Source organism: Mesorhizobium marinum (genome assembly GCF_040813675.1).
Classification (GTDB): Bacteria; Pseudomonadota; Alphaproteobacteria; order Rhizobiales; family Rhizobiaceae; genus Mesorhizobium_K; species Mesorhizobium_K marinum.
The window spans coordinates 75030-93354 of record NZ_JBFOCI010000007.1; the positions used below are offsets into that span (position 1 = coordinate 75030).

Consider the following 18325-nt stretch of genomic DNA (forward strand, 5'->3'; position numbering starts at 1 on the left):
GCTTGATGGCCGCCTCGAAAGGGCGGCCATTTTGCTTTCGGGGCTGCTCGTTCCTGAAAGGCGCGGACTGGTTGGCGCGCGCTCAGGCGGCCGCCGCGCAACTGCCGTCGCCGGATTTCCAGCGCGTGATGTCGGCGCTGATGCGGGACGCCGCGGGGCCCTCCATCATCGGGCCGAACGCCTCGACCGCGCTCGACTGCCCCTGCGCCTGGACGACGAGCAGCGGCTTGCCGCCGTAATTGTTCTTGGGAACGACGAGGAAACGGGGGGTGCCGCCGAAATTGTTGAGCTCGTTGGCCATTGAATAGGTGCGGAAGGCCGGATCCTTGCCGGCGAACCAGCACTTGTGGGCGGCGATGGCCACCTGCTCCATGACGCGCAAAGACGCGCTCTTGCCGGACCCGCCGGGATTGGCCGGCCCGCTCGACTGGCAGGACGCCAGGAGCAGCATGGAAGCCGCGAGGCCGGCAAGCGTCAGGATGTTGGTCGTCATGCAGGCCCCGAATCGCGCGTTCAGCCGCCCATCGTGGACGAGCGCGCGGCAAATGAAAATGTCAGGCGGCCTTCAGGGGTTCCATGCCGAGCGCACTTTCGAAAAGGCCGCGGCCGTCGGTTCCGCCATGCGCCGCCTCGATGAGGTTTTCGGGGTGAGGCATGAGGCCGAGCACGTTGCCGGCGCCGTTGATGATCCCCGCGATGTCGTTGATCGAGCCGTTCGGGTTGGTGCCCTCGGCATAGCGGAACACCACCTGTCCTTCGCCCTCGATGCGCGCCAGCGTCGCGGCGTCGGCGAAGTAGTTGCCGTCGTGGTGGGCGACCGGCGCGCGGATGATCTGGCCCGGAGCATAGTTGCGCGTGAAAGCGGTGTTGGCGTTGGCAACCTCGAGCTTCACCTCGCGGCAGACGAACTTCAGCGAGCTGTTGCGCATCAGCGCGCCCGGCAGCAGGCCCGCCTCGACCAGGATCTGGAAGCCGTTGCAGACGCCGATAACCTGGACGCCGCGCGCCGCCTTGTCGGCGACCGCGCGCAGCACCGGCATGCGCGCGGCGATGGCGCCGCAGCGCAGGTAGTCGCCGAACGAGAAGCCGCCGGGAATGGCGATCAGGTCGACATCGGGGATTTCGGTGTCGGTCTGCCAGACCGTGACAGGGGGCTTGCCGGAAATCTTGGTGAGCGCCGCGATCATGTCGCGGTCGCGGTTGAGGCCGGGGAGGAGGACGACGGCGGTTTTCATTGCGGGTCGTAAGGCCTTTGCGGTTCGGCGAGTTCGCGCAGTTCCAGGCGGCGCTCTATGCGGTCGAGGCGTTCGTCATGGCGGGCAAGGATGCCGTAGATGTTGTGGATGTCGGTCTGGATACCGACCATGTGCCCACGGATTACATTGATTTCGCGCTTGACCTCGGAAACGTCCTGCCGAAGTTCCGAAATGTCGCTGTGCACCCGCTTGAGCAGTTCGTACATCAGTTCGCTGGAAACGTCCGGCACGGCGCAACTCCGTTGCAACCTCAGGTTAGCGCCACACTATAATTCTCGATCACGGTATTCGCCAGCAACTTGTCGCACATCGCCTTCAGGGCCGCTTCGGCCTTGGCCTGATCGGTTTCCTGCAACTCCACGTCGAAGACCTTGCCCTGGCGGACCGAGCCGACGCCGCCGAATCCCAGGCCGGCGAGGGCATGCTCGATGGCCTTGCCCTGCGGGTCGAGGACGCCGTTCTTGAGGGTGACGGTGACGCGGGCCTTGATCACGCTGCGAATGCTCCAGTTGGTTCCGAAATGTCAGTGCGGCTTGCCGCGACGGCCGTCGCCCGTCGAGACCAGGACCGGGCCCGTCGGGCGCGGCGGCTCGTTCTCGTTCATGATGCCGAGTCGGCGCGCCACTTCCTGGTAGGCCTCGACCAGCCCGCCCATGTCGCGGCGGAAGCGGTCCTTGTCGAGCTTGTCCTGGGTGGCGACGTCCCACAGACGGCAGCTGTCGGGCGAAATCTCGTCGGCGACGACGATGCGCATCATGTCGCCCTCGTAGAGGCGGCCGCACTCCATCTTGAAGTCGACGAGCTGGATGCCGACGCCGAGGAAGAGGCCGGAGAGGAAGTCGTTGACGCGGATGGCGAGCGCCATGATGTCGTCGATTTCCTGCGGGCTCGCCCAGCCGAAGGCGGTGATGTGCTCTTCCGACACCATCGGGTCGTCGAGCGCGTCGGCCTTGTAGTAGAATTCGATGATCGAGCGCGGCAGCACGGTGCCTTCCTCGATGCCGAGGCGCTTGGCGAGCGACCCGGCCGCCACGTTGCGCACGACGACCTCGAGCGGAATTATCTCAACTTCCTTGATGAGTTGCTCGCGCATGTTCAGCCGACGGATGAAGTGCGTCGGGATGCCCATGCGGTTCAGGTGGTTGAAGATGTGCTCGGAGATGCGGTTGTTGAGCACGCCCTTGCCGTCGACGATCTCGTGCTTCTTCTTGTTGAACGCCGTCGCGTCGTCCTTGAAGAACTGCACCAGCGTTCCCGGTTCAGGGCCTTCATAGAGGATCTTGGCCTTGCCTTCATAAATGCGGCGGCGGTTTTTCATAGGATTTCCTGAGATTTTTCGGGTCGGCGGCATTCGACCGATCGGCCCGGATGACATAAGGCGCCGAACCCACGGTTCAATGCCGGTCTATCCGAATTGCACTGCTTGCTCAATGCGCAAAGCGGCCGATCAACCGGTTTCCGCTGCGAAATACCGCAGCGCAGCATGGCGTGCGCGTATTGACCCGGGCGTAGGCTTTTGGTTTGTGCAGACAATCACCATGTGTGGTCGAAGCGACCGCCACCACCCGGAGGATTTTGATGAGCGATTTTTCAGACCGCGAGCAGGGATTCGAGCGCAAGTTCGCGCACGACGAAGAGCTGCGGTTCAAGGCCACCGCCCGGCGCAACAAGCTGCTCGGCCTGTGGGCCGCGGAGAAGCTTGGCAAGACCGGCGAGGACGCCGAGGCCTACGCCAAGGAAGTGGTCGCCGCCGATTTCCAGGAGGCGGGTGACGACGACGTGCTGCGCAAGGTCAAGGGCGACCTGGACGCGGCCGGCGTTGCGCAGTCGGAGCATCAGGTCCGGCGCACCATGGACGAATTGATGGCGGCCGCCATCGAGCAGGTGAAGAGCTGATCTCGAATCGGCGCCGATCCTGAAAAACCGCCCACTTCGGGCGGTTTTTCTTTGCGTTTCGCGCGCGTCTCGTCCGACATAGGGACCTTGAGGAGGTAACGGCATGTCTCTGGAAGCACGGTTGGCCGCGGGCGACACGATCTGCACGGCATGGTCCTGCGTGCCCGACGCGCTGACGGTCGAAATCCTGTCGGCGCAGGGGTTCGATGCGGTGACGCTCGACATGCAGCATGGCGGGCACAACGAGGACAGCGTGCTGCGCAGCATCCTGCCCGTGATGCGCAGCGGCAAGCCGGCCCTGGTGCGCATCCCCGTCGGGCGCTTCGACATGGCCAGCCGGGCGCTCGATTTCGGCGCCGAGGCCGTGATCGCGCCGATGGTGAACTCGGTCGACGCGGCGAGGCTGTTCGCCGCATCGACGAAATATCCGCCGGTCGGCGAGCGGTCGTGGGGGCCGACCTACGGCTTCCCGCGGCACGGCAAGGGCGATTTCGCCGAATGGCTCGGCGAGAGCAACCGGCGCACGGTCTCGTTTGCGATGATCGAGACGCGCGCCGCGGTCGACGTGCTGGACGGCATCCTCGACACGCCCGGCATCGACGCCATCTTCCTCGGCCCCTCCGACTTCTCGATCGCGTGGACCGACGGCGCGCGCGTCAACGCGACGCTCGAGGACATGATGCAGGCGATCGAGCAGATCGCCGCGCGGGCGCGCAAGGCCGGCAAATATGCCGGCATCTACGTCATCGACCCGGCCTATGCGGGCCGGTTCGTCTCGATGGGCTACCAGCTGCTGGCGATGGGGTCGGAGCAGACGGTCATCAAGCTCGGCGCCGAAACGCTGCTCGGCTCGGTCCGCGAGTCGCTGGGCAAGGCCGGCGCCTAGCCGGCCTCAGAGCCGCGTCAGAAACTTCGCGAAGGTCAACGAGCCCTCGGGCCACGGCCCGTGGCCCGACTCGGCGTTGATGTGACCGATCGGTCCGGCGTCGATGAACAGCGACCCCCAGGCCCCCGCAATGTCCTCGGCTGCCTCGAACGATCCGTAGGGATCGTTGCGGCTGGCGATGACGATCGAGGGAAACGGCAGCGGGTCGCGCGGATAGGGCCCGAAGGTCATCAGATGCTTGGGCCGGATGGCTGGATTGGCGACTTCCGGGGGCGCGACGAAGAATGCGCCGGCGACCGGGCGGCGCAACTGCGCCATCGCCTGGACGCAGGTCGGCACGCCGAGCGAATGGGCGACCAGGACGACCGGGCGCTCCGCCTCGTTGACGGCTTCCGCGAGCCGCGCCGTCCAGTCCTCGCGAACCGGCTTCGACCATTCCGCCTGCTCGACACGCCGCGCGGTCGAAAGTTTCGACTGCCATCGCGTCTGCCAGTGGTCCGGCCCCGAGTTGGTGTAGCCCGGCACGATCAGGATATCAGCGTCTTTGACCTTCATGCAGCGGATGTAGCGGCAGCGCTTCGGCAGTGCAACAATCGATCGTCAACACTTGATGAACATCATGTTCGAATTTTTGCGGATTGTATGAACGATAGAGGTGGCCGATGTAAGCAGCGCCGGCCGGCAGCGAGATGTTGCGCGGACCGGCGTCAACACGGAATGATGCGGCGATGCCTGCGCATTCCGGCCCGCAGGCGCGTTACCGACGCAGAGGAGAGACAATGAGCGAGCTTCCATTCGCGGCGACCACGCCGATCAGCGTCGGACGTGTTGGACTGAGGGCGCGTGACGCGAAGGCGCTCGCCGATTTCTACAGCGCGGTCGTCGGGCTCGAGCAAATGGAGGCGGACGGCGAGACGATCACGCTCGGCGCGAAGGGCAGGCCGCTGCTGGTGATCGAAGGCGACAAGGCGGCCAAGCCGGACGACCCGCGCAGCGCGGGTCTCTTCCACACGGCCTTCCTGCTGCCGTCGCGCGCCGACCTCGGCCGCTGGATCGATTTTGCCGCTGAGCGGCAGATCCCCGTCACCGGTGCGTCGGACCACCTGGTCAGCGAAGCGCTCTACCTGAACGATCCTGAAGGCAACGGCATCGAGATCTATGCGGACCGCCCGAAGTCGCAGTGGCAATGGGACGGCAACTCGGTCGCCATGGCCACCCAGCGCATGGACGTCGCGGGCGTGCGCGGTGCGGTCCCTGCAGGCGACGCCGGCTGGCGGGGGGCGCCCGACAACACCATCGTCGGGCATGTGCATCTCAGGGTCGGCGACCCCCGAGCTGCCGAGGCCTGGTGGCAGACGACGCTCGGCTTCGACACGGTGGCGAAGTACGGCGCACAGGCGGTTTTCCTGTCGACCGGCGGCTACCACCACCACATCGGCGCAAACAGCTGGCAGAGCGCCGGCGCCGGCAAGCGCGACGACGGCCGCACCGGTTTGGCCTGGGTGGAACTGCAGTCGTCGTCCGGTCAGGCCGGGCGCTACGAGGATCCCTGGGGAACCGTCATCAGCATGGCGCCGAAACAGCCTGGCTGAAGCGGTGACGCCAGCCGGGGCTAATGCCCCAGCATGCGTTCCATCGCGTAGGGCTGGTCGTGGACGGCAAGCTTGTCCATGATCGTCGCGCTCGCCTCGTTGAGGCCCGCGACCTCGACCTCGACGCCTTCGCGCCTGAACTTGAGCACCGCCCGGTCGACCGCGCCGACGCCGGTAAGGTCCCAGATATGCGCTTCGCCGAGATCGATGCGGACGCGCTCGAGCGGTTCGCGGAAGTCGAACGAATCGAGGAAGTCGTCGGACGAGGCGAAGAACAGCTGGCCTTCGATCCGGTAGGTGCGCTCGCGCCCGTCCGGCGACAGGAAGGAGGTCACGCGGAAGATCTGCGAGACCTTCCAGGCGAAGAATATCCCCGACAGCAGCACGCCGACACCGACGCCGAGCGCCAGGTTGTGAGTGCCGACGACCACGATCACGGTCGCGAGCATGACGATGCTGGAGCGGCGCGGGTGCTTCCTGAGGTCGTTCAGGGATGACCAGCTGAAGGTTCCGATCGACACCATGATCATGACCGCGACGAGCGCCGGCATCGGAATGATGCGTACGAAGTCGTCCAGCACCAGGATCAGGAACAGCAGCATCGACCCGGCGACGAAGCAGGACAGGCGGCCGCGCCCGCCCGACTTCACGTTGATGACCGACTGGCCGATCATCGCGCAGCCCGCCATGCCGCCGAAGAACCCGGTGACGAAATTGGCGAGCCCCTGTCCGACGGCCTCCCGGTTCTTGTCGCTGCGCGTATCGGTCATCTGGTCGACAATCGACGCGGTGAGCAGGCTTTCAAGCAGCCCGACGGCCGCGACGCTGACCGAGTAGGGGAAGATGATCCAGAAGGTTTCGAGCGTGAAGGGAACGTCCGGCACCAGGAATTGCGGCAGGCTGTCCGGCAGTTCGCCGAGGTCGCCGACGGTCCTGACGTCGATGTCGAGCGCCACAGCCACTGCGGTCAGGACGACGATGCAGACGAGCGGCGATGGGATCGCCCTGGTCAGGCGGGGGAAGAGGTAGATGATGGCGAGCCCGCCCGCGATCATCGCATAGGTCTGCCACGGCATGCCGAGCAGTTCGGGCAGTTGCGCCATGAAGATCAGGATCGCCAGCGCGTTGACGAAGCCGGTCATGACGGAGCGCGAAACGAAGCGCATCACGTAGCCGAGCCGGGCAAAGCCAGCGAGCACCTGGATGACGCCGGCGAGGATGGTCGCCGCCAGCAGGTATTGCAGGCCGTGGTCGCGGACCAGCGTGACCATCAGGACGGCCGTCGCGGCGGTGGCGGCCGAGATCATGCCGGGACGCCCGCCGGTCATCGAGATGATGACGGCGATGGAGAAGGAGGCGTAGAGGCCGATCTTGGGGTCGACGCCGGCGATGATCGAAAAGCCGATCGCTTCGGGAATGAGCGCCAGGGCGACGACGAGGCCGGCCAGGATGTCGCCGCGGATGTTGGAGAGCCAGTCGCGTCGGAAGGTGTCGAAATAGGTCATTGTATTCCAGGGGACATGGCCTTGGCGGCCGCGCCCGACAGGTCAGCAATCAGATTGCATTCACTGGATTGTCCGGCGGATTGGCGGCCGGAAGAGCCACCCGGAGTTGCACCGGGTCCGATGACTGCGCGCCTTGTGCACAGTTCCGCCCCGAAAATCAACGCCCGGTCGCGGGGATATAGCTTCGGTCGAACCTGCCTGCGATCGCATCGATTTTAAAGAAATGCCAGAAAAACGTTGTGCAGAAAAATTTATTCGTCTTTTTTGCGCAGTAGTTGGATGCAACCTGCCGCTGCTCGTGGAATTTTCCAATTGCGATATTCTGGATATACGGCTGCTGTTTTGAGACAGGCGTTCAAACTTGAGTAGGAGATGTTAGCGGCTTCGGCAATAGGTTCCATTACCTCGGCGCGAACGAACATGCTAAGTTCATTATACTCAGCAGCGGTCAACTCTGCAATTGCGGGGGGAAGTTCGAACGCTCTTGTCGGGCCGGCGGCCAGCAGTACAATTCCTAAAGCCAGAAGTGGACTTGCGATCACAGTGCTCTCTCCTCCCACGCTCCGAGCCATTAACTACACGTCTACTATAAATCGCTGATCGGGAGTAGTTCCAAAAATCACACTATCTGCCGGTTGTTAGGCTTCGCCGAATACCCGCCTGAAGATCGTGTCGACATGCTTGGTGTGGTAGCCGAGATCGAACTTTTCGCGGATCTCGGCTTCGGGGAGGGCTGCCGTCACTTCCTTGTCGGCGAGCAATTCCTCAAGGAAATCCTTGCCTTCCTCCCAGACCTTCATGGCGTTTCGCTGGACCAGCCGGTAGGCGTCCTCGCGCGACACGCCGGCCTGGGTCAACGCCAGAAGCACGCGCTGCGAATGCACCAGGCCGCGGAACTTGTTCATGTTCTTCAGCATGTTGTCGGGATAGACGAGCAGCTTGTCGACGACGCCGGTGAGGCGGGCCAGCGCGAAGTCCAGCGTGACGGTGGCGTCCGGGCCGATCATGCGTTCGACCGAGGAGTGCGAGATGTCGCGCTCGTGCCAGAGCGCCACGTTCTCCATCGCCGGCGCGGCGTAGGAGCGGACCATGCGGGCGAGGCCGGTGAGGTTCTCGGTGAGGACGGGGTTGCGCTTGTGCGGCATCGCCGACGAGCCTTTCTGGCCCGGCGAGAAATACTCCTCCGCCTCCAGCACCTCGGTGCGCTGGAGGTGGCGGATTTCGGTCGCCAGGCGCTCGATGGACGAGGCGATGACGCCAAGCGTGGCGAAGTACATGGCGTGGCGGTCGCGCGGGATGACCTGTGTCGACACCGGCTCGGGTTTCAGGCCGAGCTTGGCGGCGACATGTTCCTCGACGCGCGGGTCGATGTTGGCGAAGGTGCCGACGGCGCCGGAGATCGCGCAGGTTGCGATGTCCTCGCGGGCGTGCACGAGGCGTTCGCGGCAGCGCGTGAACTCGGCGAAGGCGAGCGCCAGCTTGACGCCGAAGGTGGTCGGCTCGGCATGGATGCCGTGGCTGCGGCCGATGGTGACGGTGTCCTTGTGCTCGAAGGCGCGGCGCTTGAGCGCTGCCAGGAGCGCGTCGAGATCGGCGAGCAGGATGTCGGTGGCGCGCACAAGCTGCACCGAGAGGCAGGTGTCGAGCACGTCGGACGAGGTCATGCCCTGGTGGATGAAGCGCGAATCCGGCCCGACGAACTCTGCGAGGTGGGTCAGGAAGGCGATGACGTCATGCTTGGTGACGCGCTCGATCTCGTCGATGCGCTCGACGTCGAATGTCGCGGCGCCGCCCTTTTCCCAGATGGTCCTGGCCGCTTCCTTCGGGATGACGCCGATCTCGGCGAGCGCGTCGCAGGCGTGCGCCTCGATCTCGAACCAGATGCGAAAGCGGGTCTCGGGAGACCAGATGGCCACCATTTCCGGGCGCGAGTAGCGTGGGATCATGTCTGAGCGGTTCCTGTCCGTCTTTGCCGCCGCTCCCTAACAGAGGTGGCCCGAATGCTCAACGCGCCCGGCGCATGAACCAGAAGGATGCGACCAGAAGCGCCACGAATCCGAACGGGAAGTAGAGCCTGAGCCCAAGCACGGCGAACTGGTAGGCCGCGACCGCCCCGGTGTGCACGAACTGCAGGATCCAGGTGCGGGTCAGCGTGTCGGCATGCCATTCGGCGTAGTAGGCGCGGTAGTCGAGCGCATAGATGGCGGCGGTGGCGCAGGCGGTGGCGAGGCCGAGCGAGAGGAAGGCGGCGGCAAAGGCGGCCTCGGGCGACCGCCGGAAGGAGAGGAAGCGCGCCAGCGCGATCGCGAACGGAAACGCCACGAAGCCGCCCGCGGCGAAGAATGCCGCGACGATCCGGATGTTGTCGGGGTTTTCCCAGTTCTCGAGGACGAGCGCGAAGATTGCGCCGGCACCCATGGCGACGCCCCACAGGAGCGCGCCGGCAAGGGTCGGCAGCAGCGGCGGCAGCATGGCGGCGAGCGCGCCGGCCAGCCACGACGATGGCCGAGCGACGGAGCCGGCGGTCATCGCGGCTCGTTCCCGGTTGCGCAGCGTGGCCGCAGGGGGCGTGGCATTGCTTGTCCTTCGACGATTGCGGGTTGCGGCCCCCGCCGCACCCCGGTGGGCGGGTTTGCGGTCAGGCCGGTCTGGACGACCACGCGGGAAACAGGTCGCCGGCGGCGGGCGTCGCGGCATGGACGCCGCGCGCGATGGCGCGGGCCATGGTGGCGCCGGCCGCCGCGTAGAGATCGATCGCGGCGTCGTCGGCCACGGTCTTGCTGCTGGTTCCGGTGGCCAGCGCGAAGACGAGGTCGCCGTCGGCCGGCGTGTGCGCCGGCCAGATGGCGCGCGCAAACCCGTCATGCGCGGCGATCGCCAGGCGCTTGGCGGCGGCCGGCGTCATCACCGCATCGGTCGCGACCACGGCGATGGTGGTGTTGGCCGCCTTGTCGCGGAACTTGAGCCTGACCTCCTGCGCGTCGGCCGGAATGGGCGAGGGGTAGCCCTGGCCACCGAACTCGGCGTCGATCTCGAAGGGGGCAGCCCAGAAATGCCGGCTCCTGCCGAGCGTGACCGAACCGACCGCGTTGACGACCGCGAGCGCGCCGACATGGATGCCGCCGGGGAGCGCGGTCGAGGCGGAGCCGACGCCGCCCTTGAGGCCGGCCGTGAGCGCGCCGGTTCCGGCGCCGGCGCTGCCGAGCGCGAAGTCCCGCGCGGCGGCCCGCGCCGCGGCATAGCCGAGCTCCCGGTAGGGCGGGTAGCGGCCCCAGTCCTTGTCGCCGCCATTGGCGAGGTCGAAGATGATCGCCGCCGGCACCACCGGCACGGTGTGGCCGCGGACCTGGAAGCCGACGCCGTCCTCGCGCAGCGCGGCCTGGACGCCGGAGGCGGCGTCGAGCCCGAACGCCGACCCGCCGGCCAGCACGACTGCATTCACGGTCTCGACCGTGTTGTGCGGCTCCAGAAGGTCGGTTTCGCGGGTGCCAGGCGCGCCGCCCAGCACCTGGACGCCGGCGACGGCCGGGATATCGCAGAGGATGGCGGTGACGCCCGACTTCAGGCGGTCGTCTGAAGCCTGCCCGACGCGGAGCCCGGCGACATCGGTGATCAGGTTGCGCGGCCCCGGCCTGAACATCAGGGCACGCCGACTTCCGTGAACGCCTCGCCGTCGTAGCGGAACAGGCGATAGGGGTTGTCGGAGAGGTCGCCCTTCCGGTCGAAGCGGACGGGGCCGATCGCCGTCGCGAACTCGCGGCCTGCGAGGTCTCCGGCGGGCGCTCCGGGGCCGGCCGCCTGCGCGGACAGGATCTGGTGCGCCACCTCGACCGCCGCATAGGTCGGCAGGACGTAGCCCTTGTCGAGGAGCCGCTTTTCGGCAAAGGCCGCCGTCACCGCCGGCTGCGCGATGTCGGACCAGTCCGGCAGGCCGACCATCAGGGTGCCTGGGGCAAGCGCGATCTCGCCGGGAAAGCGCAGCGTCTCGCCGGCCGCGGCGACCAGCCCTGTCTGCAATTCTTCGGCGCTGCGGCCGATGACGGCGACATCGTCGCGGTCGCCGCCGACGAAGACATGCGTCGCACCGGCGCGCTGCAGCCGCCCGACCAGCGCCACCTGGTTGTCGAGCTGGGGGCGGAACGTGTCGACGAAGACCGGCGAGAGGCCTGCCTGCCTGGTCGCCTCGCGGACGCTCTCGGCGAGTTCGCGGCCGTAGATCGTGCCGTCGTCGACGATGGCGAACAGTTCGCGCTGCCAGAGCCGCGACAGCAGCCGGCCGGCGGCCTGCCGCTCGCCGTCGGCGCGCGGGCCGAGGCGGTAGACGAGCCAGCCGGTGCGATCGCGGCGGTCGGTGAGGCTGTCGGTGCGCACGCCCGGCGTGATCGTCGCGATGCCGGCTTCCTTGAGGATCGGCAGGGCCGCGTCGATGGCCTCGCCGCAAACGAAGCCGACGACCACCTGGACGCGCGCGGCGACCAGCTCGCGCGCGGCCCTGGCGCCGCCGGCGGCAGTGCAGCCGTCGTCGGCGACCGTGAGGGAAAGCGAGGGGCTGCCAAGCCGTTCGACGGCGACGGTGGCGCCCGTGCGCATCTGCTCGCCGAGCACCGCCGAGGGGCCAGACAGCGGCGCGGCCAGCCCGATCGAAGCCTGTGCCGCCGCTTCGCCGGCAAGCGCCAGCGCAGCCAGGGCGCAAAAGGATCGGACGGGCAGTCGCATCGGGTCTTGCTGATTCTCCACCTGGGCGCAGCATGGGACGCGCCGCCAATGAACGGCAAGACGTAAAGGCTGGTCTGGACGAGCGCAACATTCGAATTGGGCGCTTGCTTGTGGGGCATGCTTTCCGGCCATATATAGCGGATGCCGGAAATCGAGCGGGACATTGCGCGTGCTGAAGAAGAATGATGTGGGGCCGCAGACCTATCGCGACGCGATGGCGCGGTTTGCCGGGGCGGTCCATGTCGTGACGACGGACGGGCCCGCGGGCAAGCGCGGCGCGACCGTCATCGCCGCCTGTTCGGTGTCCGACACGCCGCCGACCGTGCTCGTCTGCCTCAACCGCGAAAACGAGAAGAACGACGCCTTTGTGCGCAACGGAAACTTCGCGCTTAACACGCTTGCCGCCGACCAGCAGGCAATTGCCGCGGCGTTTTCGGGCCAGACCGGCCTTTCCGAAGCGGAGCGCTTCAAGCTCGCCGAGTGGGACCGGATCGAGAGCGGCGCGCCGACGCTTGCCGGGGCGCTTGCCGTGTTCGACTGCGAGATCATCGACACCAAGGACCACGCCACCCACCGCATCCTGTTCGGCAAGGTGGCGGGCATCCGCATCGGCGACGCGCTGCATCCGCTGATGTACTTCAACCGCAGCTACCGCAACCTGTGAGCCGCCGGACCGCGACCATGACAGACATCGAGCCGCGTCCGACGCCGCAGTCCATCGACGAGACGCTGAACCTGCTGACCGGCGCCGACTATGTGGCGGACCGCGCGCTGGCGACGGTGCTGTTCCTCAGCCTGCGCATGAACCGGCCGCTTTTCCTCGAAGGCGAGGCCGGCGTCGGCAAGACCGAGATCGCCAAGGTGCTGGCGAGCGCGCTCGGGCGCAGGCTGATCCGCCTGCAATGCTACGAGGGGCTCGACGTCTCCTCGGCCGTCTACGAATGGAACTATGCGGCGCAGATGATCGAGATCCGCATGGAGGAAGCGGCCGGCAAGGTCGACCGCAAGGACATGGAGAAGAACGTCTTCTCCGAAAAGTACCTGATCCGCCGGCCGGTTCTCGATGCGCTGAGCGGCAAGGCGGGCGCGGCTCCCGTATTCCTGATCGACGAACTCGACCGCACGGACGAGGCGTTCGAGGCCTTCCTGCTCGAGATACTCTCCGACTTCCAGGTGACGGTGCCCGAACTCGGCACGATCAAGGCCGAGGAGCCGCCGATCGTCATCATCACGACCAACCGCACGCGCGAAATCCACGACGCGCTCAAGCGCCGCTGCCTCTACCACTGGGTCGACTATCCGGACGCCGCGCGCGAGCTGGAGATCGTGCGCCGCAAGGTTCCGCAGGCGAACGAGCGGCTGTCGGCGGAAGTGGTGTCGTTCATCCAGAAGCTCCGGCAGCTCGACCTCTTCAAGGCGCCGGGCGTCGCCGAGACGATCGACTGGGCCGGCGCGCTGACCGAACTCGACAAGGTCGCGCTCGACCCGGAGACGGTGTCGGACACGATCGGCGTGCTCCTGAAGTACCAGGACGACATCGCGCGGATCGAACAGGGCGAAGGCAGGCGCATCCTCAAGGAGGTCAAGGCCGAGCTTTCCGCCGCCGCGGAGTGAGGCCGGTGGCGACGACCTCCAAGGCCGATCCCGGCGGTCGCCTGGCCGACAACATCGTCTATTTCGCGCGCACGCTGCGCAAGGCCGGCATGCGGGTCGGGCCTGCCTCGGTCAAGGACGCGATCGAGGCCGTGCTGGTGGCCGGCATAGGTTCGCGCGACGACTTCTACTGGACGCTGCACGCCGTGCTGGTGACGCGCCACGAGGATCACGCGACCTTCGACGAGGCGTTCCGGCTGTTCTGGCGGTCGCGCGAGCTGATCGAGAAGATGCTGGCGATGTTCTCGCCGGTCGCCATCGACAACCGCGAGAAGCAGAAGCCGCGCCCGGCGGAGGGCCGCGTGGCCGACGCGATGTTCGAGGGGCACGCCAAGCAGCAGCCGGAGCGCGACGAGCCTGAGATCGAGATCGACGCCCGGCTGACGGTGTCGGGAAACGAATTGCTGCGCGGCAAGGACTTCGCCCAGATGACCGTGGCCGAACTCGCCGAGGCGAAGCGCGCCATCGCGGAACTGCGCCTGCCGTTCGACATGGTGCGCACGCGGCGCTTCCGGCCTGATCCTTCGGGCAGGCGCATCGACCCGCGCGCGATGATGCGGCTGGCCTCGCGCACCGGTGGGCAATTGATCCTGCCGCGCTTCCGCTCGCCGCGCGAAGTCCATCCGCCGCTGGTGATCCTGGCGGACATTTCGGGTTCGATGAGCCAATACACGAGGATCTTCCTGCATTTCCTGCATGCCCTGACCGAGAAGCGGCGGCGCGTGCATGCCTTCGTTTTCGGCACTCGCCTGACCAACCTGACCCGCCAGATGCGCCATCGCGACCCCGACGACGCGCTGGCCGAGTCGGCGTCGGCGGTCAGGGACTGGTCGGGCGGCACGCGCATCGGCGACACGCTCGGCGAGTTCAACCGCCTGTGGTCCAGGCGCGTGCTGGGGCAGGGGGCTATCGTGCTGCTCATCACCGACGGGCTCGAACGGGACGATCCGTCGGGCCTCGCCAGCGAGATGGAGCGCCTGCACAAATCCTGCCGCCGCCTGATCTGGCTCAACCCGCTCTTGCGTTTCGACGGCTTCGAGGCGCGGGCGCGCGGGGTCAGGGCGATGCTGCCGCATGTCGACGAGTTCCGGCAGGTGCACAACCTGAATGCGCTCGCCGATCTCTGCGCTTCGCTGGCCGGAGCGGCGCCACGCGCGGCTGACCCGCGGCTGTGGCTCGACCGCGAGGCAGCCTAGCGGGATCGCGAAAAAGTGCAGACGTCGGCAGGCGCTTCGGGCCTATGTTCGTCAAGGAGGAAGACACAGTGGAAAACGCAGCCCATCTCGACGAAGCCCGCGATCCGCTGATCATCGCGGAGCGCTGGAAGGACGAGGGACGCGACGTCGCGATCGCCACCGTGGTGGCGACCTGGGGCTCGGCCCCGCGGCCGGTCGGCAGCCATCTCGTGATCGACGCGGACGGCAATTTCCACGGCTCGGTGTCCGGCGGATGCGTCGAAGGCGCGGTCGTCACCGAGGCGATCGATGTGATCGGCACGGGCGCGCCGAAGATGCTGGAATTCGGCGTTGCCGACGAAACCGCATGGCGGGTCGGCCTTTCCTGCGGCGGCAGCATCAAGGTTCTTGTCGAGAGGCTCGGCTGACATCATGGACATTTCCGCCCTCAAGGTACTCAACGAGGAACGCCGCCGTCGCCGCGCGGCCGTGCTGCTGACAGATCTCGACGACGGCGGCGTGCGCGTCGTGAAGGAAGGCGATGCCGTTTCGGGCGATCTCGGCGCGGCGCTCGCCAAGGCGTTCCGCACCGGCAATTCCGGATCGGTGGAGGCGGACGGCAAGCGGCTTTTCCTCAACGCCTACCTGCCGCAGCCCCGGCTGGTGGTGATCGGCGCGGTGCATATCAGCCAGGCGCTGGCGCCGATGGCCCGCATCGCGGGCTATCCGATCGAGATCATCGATCCGCGCACCGCGTTTGCCAGCGCCGACCGCTTTCCCGACGTCGACCTCTTTCCGGAGTGGCCGGAACCTGTGCTGGCGCAGCGCCCGCTCGACGCCTACTGCGCGGTCGCCGCCGTCACCCATGATCCGAAGATCGATGATTTCGCCCTGAAGGCGGCGCTCGACGCCGGCTGCTTCTACGTCGGCGCGCTCGGCAGCCGGAAGACGCACGCCAAGCGCGTCGAGCGGCTTCTCGCTATGGGCTGCAAGCCCGAAGACATCGACCGCATCGCCGCGCCGATCGGGCTCGACATCGGCGCGGCGAGTCCCGCCGAAATCGCCGTGGCCGTGCTGGCCCAGGTCGTGCGCGCCTTCCGCTCGCGCGGCATGACCGGCGAGCGCCAGCAGAAAGGCGAGGCGGCATGAAATTCGGGCCGCTGCCGGTTCGCGATGCTGCCGGCGCCGTGCTTGCCCACGCGCTCGCGGCGGGTGACCGGCGCTTTCGCAAGGCGCATCGCCTGACCGATGCGGATGTCGATTTCCTCGCGGCCAACGGGGTGCGCGACGTCGTCGTCGCCAAGCTGTCTCCCGACGATCTCGACGAGGACGCAGCCGCGACCAGGATCGCCGGGGCCATGCAGTTCACCGGCATCGAGACGAAGGCGGCGACAACCGGGCGCGTCAACCTGCATGCCGCTTCGGCGGGCGTATTCACCGTCGACAAGGTGCTTGTGGACCGGCTCAACGCAATCGATCCGGCGATCACACTGGCGACGGTCGCGGCCTACCGGACCGTCGAGAAGGGCGACATGGTCGCAACGGTGAAGATCATCCCCTTCGCCGTCGACCGTGCGCTGGTCGAGCGGGCAAAGGGGCTGCTTGCGGCTTCAGAGGTGTTTGCCGTGCATGCCTTCCGTCCAAGGACAGTCGGGTTGATCCAGACCGTGCTTCCGCTCGTCAAGGAGAGCGTCCTTGCCAAAACCGCCCGCATTACCGAGGCGCGCCTGTCGCACACGCACGGCACGATCGGAGAGGAAGTGCGCACCGCGCACGAGACCGAGCCGGTTGCCGCGGCCATCGAAAGGCTGAGCGCTGCAAACGACATGGTGATCGTGTTCGGGGCCTCGGCGCTCTGCGATTTCGACGACGTCATCCCGGCGGCCATCAGGAAGGCCGGCGGCGAGGTGCTCAGGGCGGGCATGCCGGTCGACCCGGGCAACCTCTTGGTGATCGGCCGCATCGCGGGGAAGCCGGTGATCGGCGCGCCGGGCTGTGCGCGCAGCCCGAAGGAGAACGGGTTCGACTGGGTGCTCGACAGGCTGATGGCCGGGCTCGACGTGACCGACGCCGACATCGCCGGCATGGGCGTCGGCGGCCTGCTGATGGAAATCCAGACGCGGCCGCAGCCGCGCGAGACCGCCAGGCGCTTCGAAGCGGCGGGCGTCGAGGCGATCGTGCTGGCGGCCGGGCGCTCCAGCCGCATGGGCGGTCCCAACAAGCTGATGGCGCATTTTGCCGGCGAGCCGCTGATCCGACGGACGGTCGAGCGCGCCTTGGAAGCGGCAGTGGCGAGGACCGTCGTCGTCACCGGCCACCAGGCCGCGCGCATTCGCGACGCCCTTGAAGGCGTCGATGCCGTGATTGTCCACAATCCGGACTACGCCTCCGGCCTTGCCGGCTCGCTCAGGACGGGGATCGCAGCGGTATCGGAGGAGGCCGCGGGCGCGCTGATCCTGCTCGGCGACATGCCGGCGGTTTCGTCCGCCGACCTCGACCGGCTGGTCGCGGCGTTCGCCGATGCGGGCGGCCGCGCCACCGTGCGCGCGACGCATGGCGGCAAGCGCGGCAATCCCGTCATCCTGCCGCGCGCGCTGTTCAGCGAGGTGGCGCGCCTGGAGGGCGACACCGGCGCGCGCCACCTCGTCGAGAGCGGCCTGACGCCGGTGGTGGACGTCGAGATCGGCGCTGGCGCGGCGATCGACGTCGATACGCCCGAGGCGCTTGAAAGCGCCGGCGGCGTGCTGCAGGACTGACCGATGCGGATACCGGCATTTCTGATCCCCGCTTTGCTGTTGCTTGTCTCGGTCGCCGCCGAGGCGCACGCCCAGGCGCTGAAGCCGTTCAAGGACGAGCTTTTCGCCTATCCCGGCATCCTCTCATCGGAGGCCGGCGGGAACTATCTCGTCGTCGACTACAACGAGGCGCGCGATATCGACCGGCGCGACCAGGTGCCGGAACGGCGGGCCCGAAGCGTCTACGTCTCGACCTCGGTCCGCAGGGCGCAGAAGGACCTGTCGCTGAACACCGACGCCGGCAAGATCCGGCATTTTGCCGTCGGCAGGACGGAAGGCGCGCGGATGATCACCGTCTACCTGCACGGGCAGGGCGGCAGCCGCAAGCAGGGCGTCGACGACTTCACCTTCGGCGGCAACTTCAACCGCATCAAGAACCTGATGGCCGCCAACGGGGGGCTCTACCTGTCGCCCGACTTTTCCGACTTCGGCGACAAGGGCGCGGCCGAGGTGGCGGCGCTCATTTCCTATTACGCGGGGCGCTCGCCGGGCGCGAAGGTCTTCGTCGCGTGCGGCTCGATGGGCGGCATGCTGTGCTGGCGGCTCGCCTCCGACCGCTCTCTCGCCGGCCAGTTGTCGGGACTGCTGCTGCTCGGGTCGCTCTGGGACGAGGGGTTTCTGGGAAGTGCTGCGTTCAAGGGCAGGGTGCCGGTGTTCTTCGGCCAGGGCAGTCGCGACACGGTGTTTCCGGTCGAGAAGCAGGAGGCGTTCTACCGGGCGATCCTGGCGCGCGCGCCAGGCTACCCCGCCCGCTTCGTGCGCTTCGAGACGGGAACGCATGGCACGCCGATCCGCATGACGGACTGGCGCGACACGCTCAACTGGATGCTCGCCGCCCGGCCATGACCGCG

22 protein-coding genes and 1 other annotated feature are annotated in these 18325 nt (G+C 67.2%); of the genes, 10 read left to right on the plus strand and 12 right to left on the minus strand.

Annotation, left to right across the window (positions count from 1 at the left end):
- Window positions 1-82 precede the first annotated feature (82 nt).
- The 5 genes from ABUE31_RS19540 to purC all read right to left on the minus strand — a co-directional run bounded on the left by ABUE31_RS19540 (window position 83) and on the right by purC (window position 2574).
- A complete protein-coding gene (locus tag ABUE31_RS19540) occupies window positions 83-493 on the minus strand; it encodes a hypothetical protein (RefSeq protein WP_367725411.1) in 411 nt (136 codons plus the stop codon).
- Window positions 494-554: 61 nt separating this feature from the next.
- Window positions 555-1235, minus strand: a complete 681-nt coding sequence (gene purQ / locus ABUE31_RS19545) for a phosphoribosylformylglycinamidine synthase subunit PurQ (RefSeq protein ID WP_367725412.1) — start codon at window positions 1233-1235, stop codon at window positions 555-557.
- On the minus strand, window positions 1232-1486 hold the full coding sequence (locus ABUE31_RS19550) for a hypothetical protein (protein ID WP_367725413.1): 255 nt from the start codon (window positions 1484-1486) through the stop codon (window positions 1232-1234). Before ABUE31_RS19550 ends, purQ begins: the two co-directional genes overlap by 4 nt.
- Window positions 1487-1506: 20 nt before the next feature.
- The gene (purS, locus tag ABUE31_RS19555; protein ID WP_367725414.1) at window positions 1507-1749 is read right to left on the minus strand and encodes a phosphoribosylformylglycinamidine synthase subunit PurS; all 243 of its coding nucleotides are present in this window, start codon (window positions 1747-1749) and stop codon (window positions 1507-1509) included.
- A gap of 30 nt (window positions 1750-1779) precedes the next feature.
- Entirely contained in the window at window positions 1780-2574 is a 795-nt protein-coding gene (purC, locus tag ABUE31_RS19560; protein ID WP_367725415.1) for a phosphoribosylaminoimidazolesuccinocarboxamide synthase, read from the minus strand.
- A gap of 260 nt (window positions 2575-2834) precedes the next feature.
- Here purC and ABUE31_RS19565 point away from each other — a divergent pair, with 260 nt between their 5' ends.
- Entirely contained in the window at window positions 2835-3152 is a 318-nt protein-coding gene (locus ABUE31_RS19565) for a DUF1476 domain-containing protein (RefSeq protein ID WP_367725416.1), read from the plus strand.
- Between the two features lie 103 nt (window positions 3153-3255).
- Window positions 3256-4038: an HpcH/HpaI aldolase family protein gene (locus ABUE31_RS19570; RefSeq protein WP_367725417.1), complete on the plus strand. Its 783-nt coding sequence runs from the start codon at window positions 3256-3258 to the stop codon at window positions 4036-4038.
- Window positions 4039-4044: 6 nt separating this feature from the next.
- On the opposite strand, the gene ABUE31_RS19575 is transcribed toward ABUE31_RS19570, so the two are convergent.
- Window positions 4045-4593 (minus strand): RBBP9/YdeN family alpha/beta hydrolase, encoded by a 549-nt coding sequence (locus ABUE31_RS19575; RefSeq protein ID WP_367725418.1) that lies wholly within the window; start codon window positions 4591-4593, stop codon window positions 4045-4047.
- Window positions 4594-4817: 224 nt separating this feature from the next.
- Here ABUE31_RS19575 and ABUE31_RS19580 point away from each other — a divergent pair, with 224 nt between their 5' ends.
- Entirely contained in the window at window positions 4818-5630 is an 813-nt protein-coding gene (locus ABUE31_RS19580; RefSeq protein WP_367725419.1) for a VOC family protein, read from the plus strand.
- A gap of 20 nt (window positions 5631-5650) precedes the next feature.
- On the opposite strand, the gene ABUE31_RS19585 is transcribed toward ABUE31_RS19580, so the two are convergent.
- The 6 genes from ABUE31_RS19585 to ABUE31_RS19610 form a co-directional block, all read right to left on the minus strand.
- Window positions 5651-7135, minus strand: a complete 1485-nt coding sequence (locus ABUE31_RS19585; RefSeq protein ID WP_367725420.1) for a SulP family inorganic anion transporter — start codon at window positions 7133-7135, stop codon at window positions 5651-5653.
- A gap of 66 nt (window positions 7136-7201) precedes the next feature.
- Window positions 7202-7257: a sequence feature (sul1 is cis-regulatory element that is thought to sense ions involved in sulfur or methionine metabolism; They are found in Alphaproteobacteria), on the minus strand.
- Between the two features lie 129 nt (window positions 7258-7386).
- The gene (locus tag ABUE31_RS19590; RefSeq protein WP_367725421.1) at window positions 7387-7677 is read right to left on the minus strand and encodes a hypothetical protein; all 291 of its coding nucleotides are present in this window, start codon (window positions 7675-7677) and stop codon (window positions 7387-7389) included.
- A gap of 96 nt (window positions 7678-7773) precedes the next feature.
- Entirely contained in the window at window positions 7774-9081 is a 1308-nt protein-coding gene (gene purB, locus ABUE31_RS19595) for an adenylosuccinate lyase (protein ID WP_367725422.1), read from the minus strand.
- Between the two features lie 58 nt (window positions 9082-9139).
- The gene (locus ABUE31_RS19600) at window positions 9140-9664 is read right to left on the minus strand and encodes a hypothetical protein (protein WP_367725423.1); all 525 of its coding nucleotides are present in this window, start codon (window positions 9662-9664) and stop codon (window positions 9140-9142) included.
- 109 nt (window positions 9665-9773) lie between these two features.
- Window positions 9774-10775, minus strand: coding sequence for a P1 family peptidase (locus ABUE31_RS19605; RefSeq protein WP_367725424.1), 1002 nt, complete (start codon window positions 10773-10775; stop codon window positions 9774-9776).
- Window positions 10775-11851, minus strand: coding sequence for a branched-chain amino acid ABC transporter substrate-binding protein (locus tag ABUE31_RS19610; protein ID WP_367725425.1), 1077 nt, complete (start codon window positions 11849-11851; stop codon window positions 10775-10777). Before ABUE31_RS19610 ends, ABUE31_RS19605 begins: the two co-directional genes overlap by 1 nt.
- A 169-nt stretch (window positions 11852-12020) precedes the next feature.
- Here ABUE31_RS19610 and ABUE31_RS19615 point away from each other — a divergent pair, with 169 nt between their 5' ends.
- Genes ABUE31_RS19615 through ABUE31_RS19645 form a run of 7 tightly spaced genes read left to right on the plus strand, consistent with a single transcriptional unit; the run spans window position 12021 to window position 18320 of the window.
- Window positions 12021-12515, plus strand: coding sequence for a flavin reductase (locus ABUE31_RS19615; protein ID WP_367725426.1), 495 nt, complete (start codon window positions 12021-12023; stop codon window positions 12513-12515).
- A 17-nt stretch (window positions 12516-12532) separates the two neighbouring features.
- The gene (locus tag ABUE31_RS19620; RefSeq protein WP_367725427.1) at window positions 12533-13465 is read left to right on the plus strand and encodes an AAA family ATPase; all 933 of its coding nucleotides are present in this window, start codon (window positions 12533-12535) and stop codon (window positions 13463-13465) included.
- Window positions 13462-14700 carry a vWA domain-containing protein gene (locus ABUE31_RS19625; RefSeq protein ID WP_437344157.1) on the plus strand — a complete coding sequence of 413 codons (1239 nt, stop codon included), beginning with the start codon at window positions 13462-13464 and terminating at the stop codon, window positions 14698-14700. The genes ABUE31_RS19620 and ABUE31_RS19625 overlap by 4 nt, the downstream gene beginning before the upstream one ends.
- A gap of 44 nt (window positions 14701-14744) precedes the next feature.
- Window positions 14745-15107 carry an XdhC family protein gene (locus tag ABUE31_RS19630; RefSeq protein ID WP_437344158.1) on the plus strand — a complete coding sequence of 121 codons (363 nt, stop codon included), beginning with the start codon at window positions 14745-14747 and terminating at the stop codon, window positions 15105-15107.
- Between the two features lie 4 nt (window positions 15108-15111).
- Window positions 15112-15828: an XdhC family protein gene (locus ABUE31_RS19635; RefSeq protein WP_367725430.1), complete on the plus strand. Its 717-nt coding sequence runs from the start codon at window positions 15112-15114 to the stop codon at window positions 15826-15828.
- A complete protein-coding gene (locus ABUE31_RS19640) occupies window positions 15825-17435 on the plus strand; it encodes an NTP transferase domain-containing protein (RefSeq protein ID WP_367725431.1) in 1611 nt (536 codons plus the stop codon). Before ABUE31_RS19635 ends, ABUE31_RS19640 begins: the two co-directional genes overlap by 4 nt.
- A 3-nt stretch (window positions 17436-17438) precedes the next feature.
- The gene (locus ABUE31_RS19645; RefSeq protein ID WP_367725432.1) at window positions 17439-18320 is read left to right on the plus strand and encodes an alpha/beta hydrolase; all 882 of its coding nucleotides are present in this window, start codon (window positions 17439-17441) and stop codon (window positions 18318-18320) included.
- The last annotated feature ends 5 nt before the right edge of the window (window positions 18321-18325 follow it).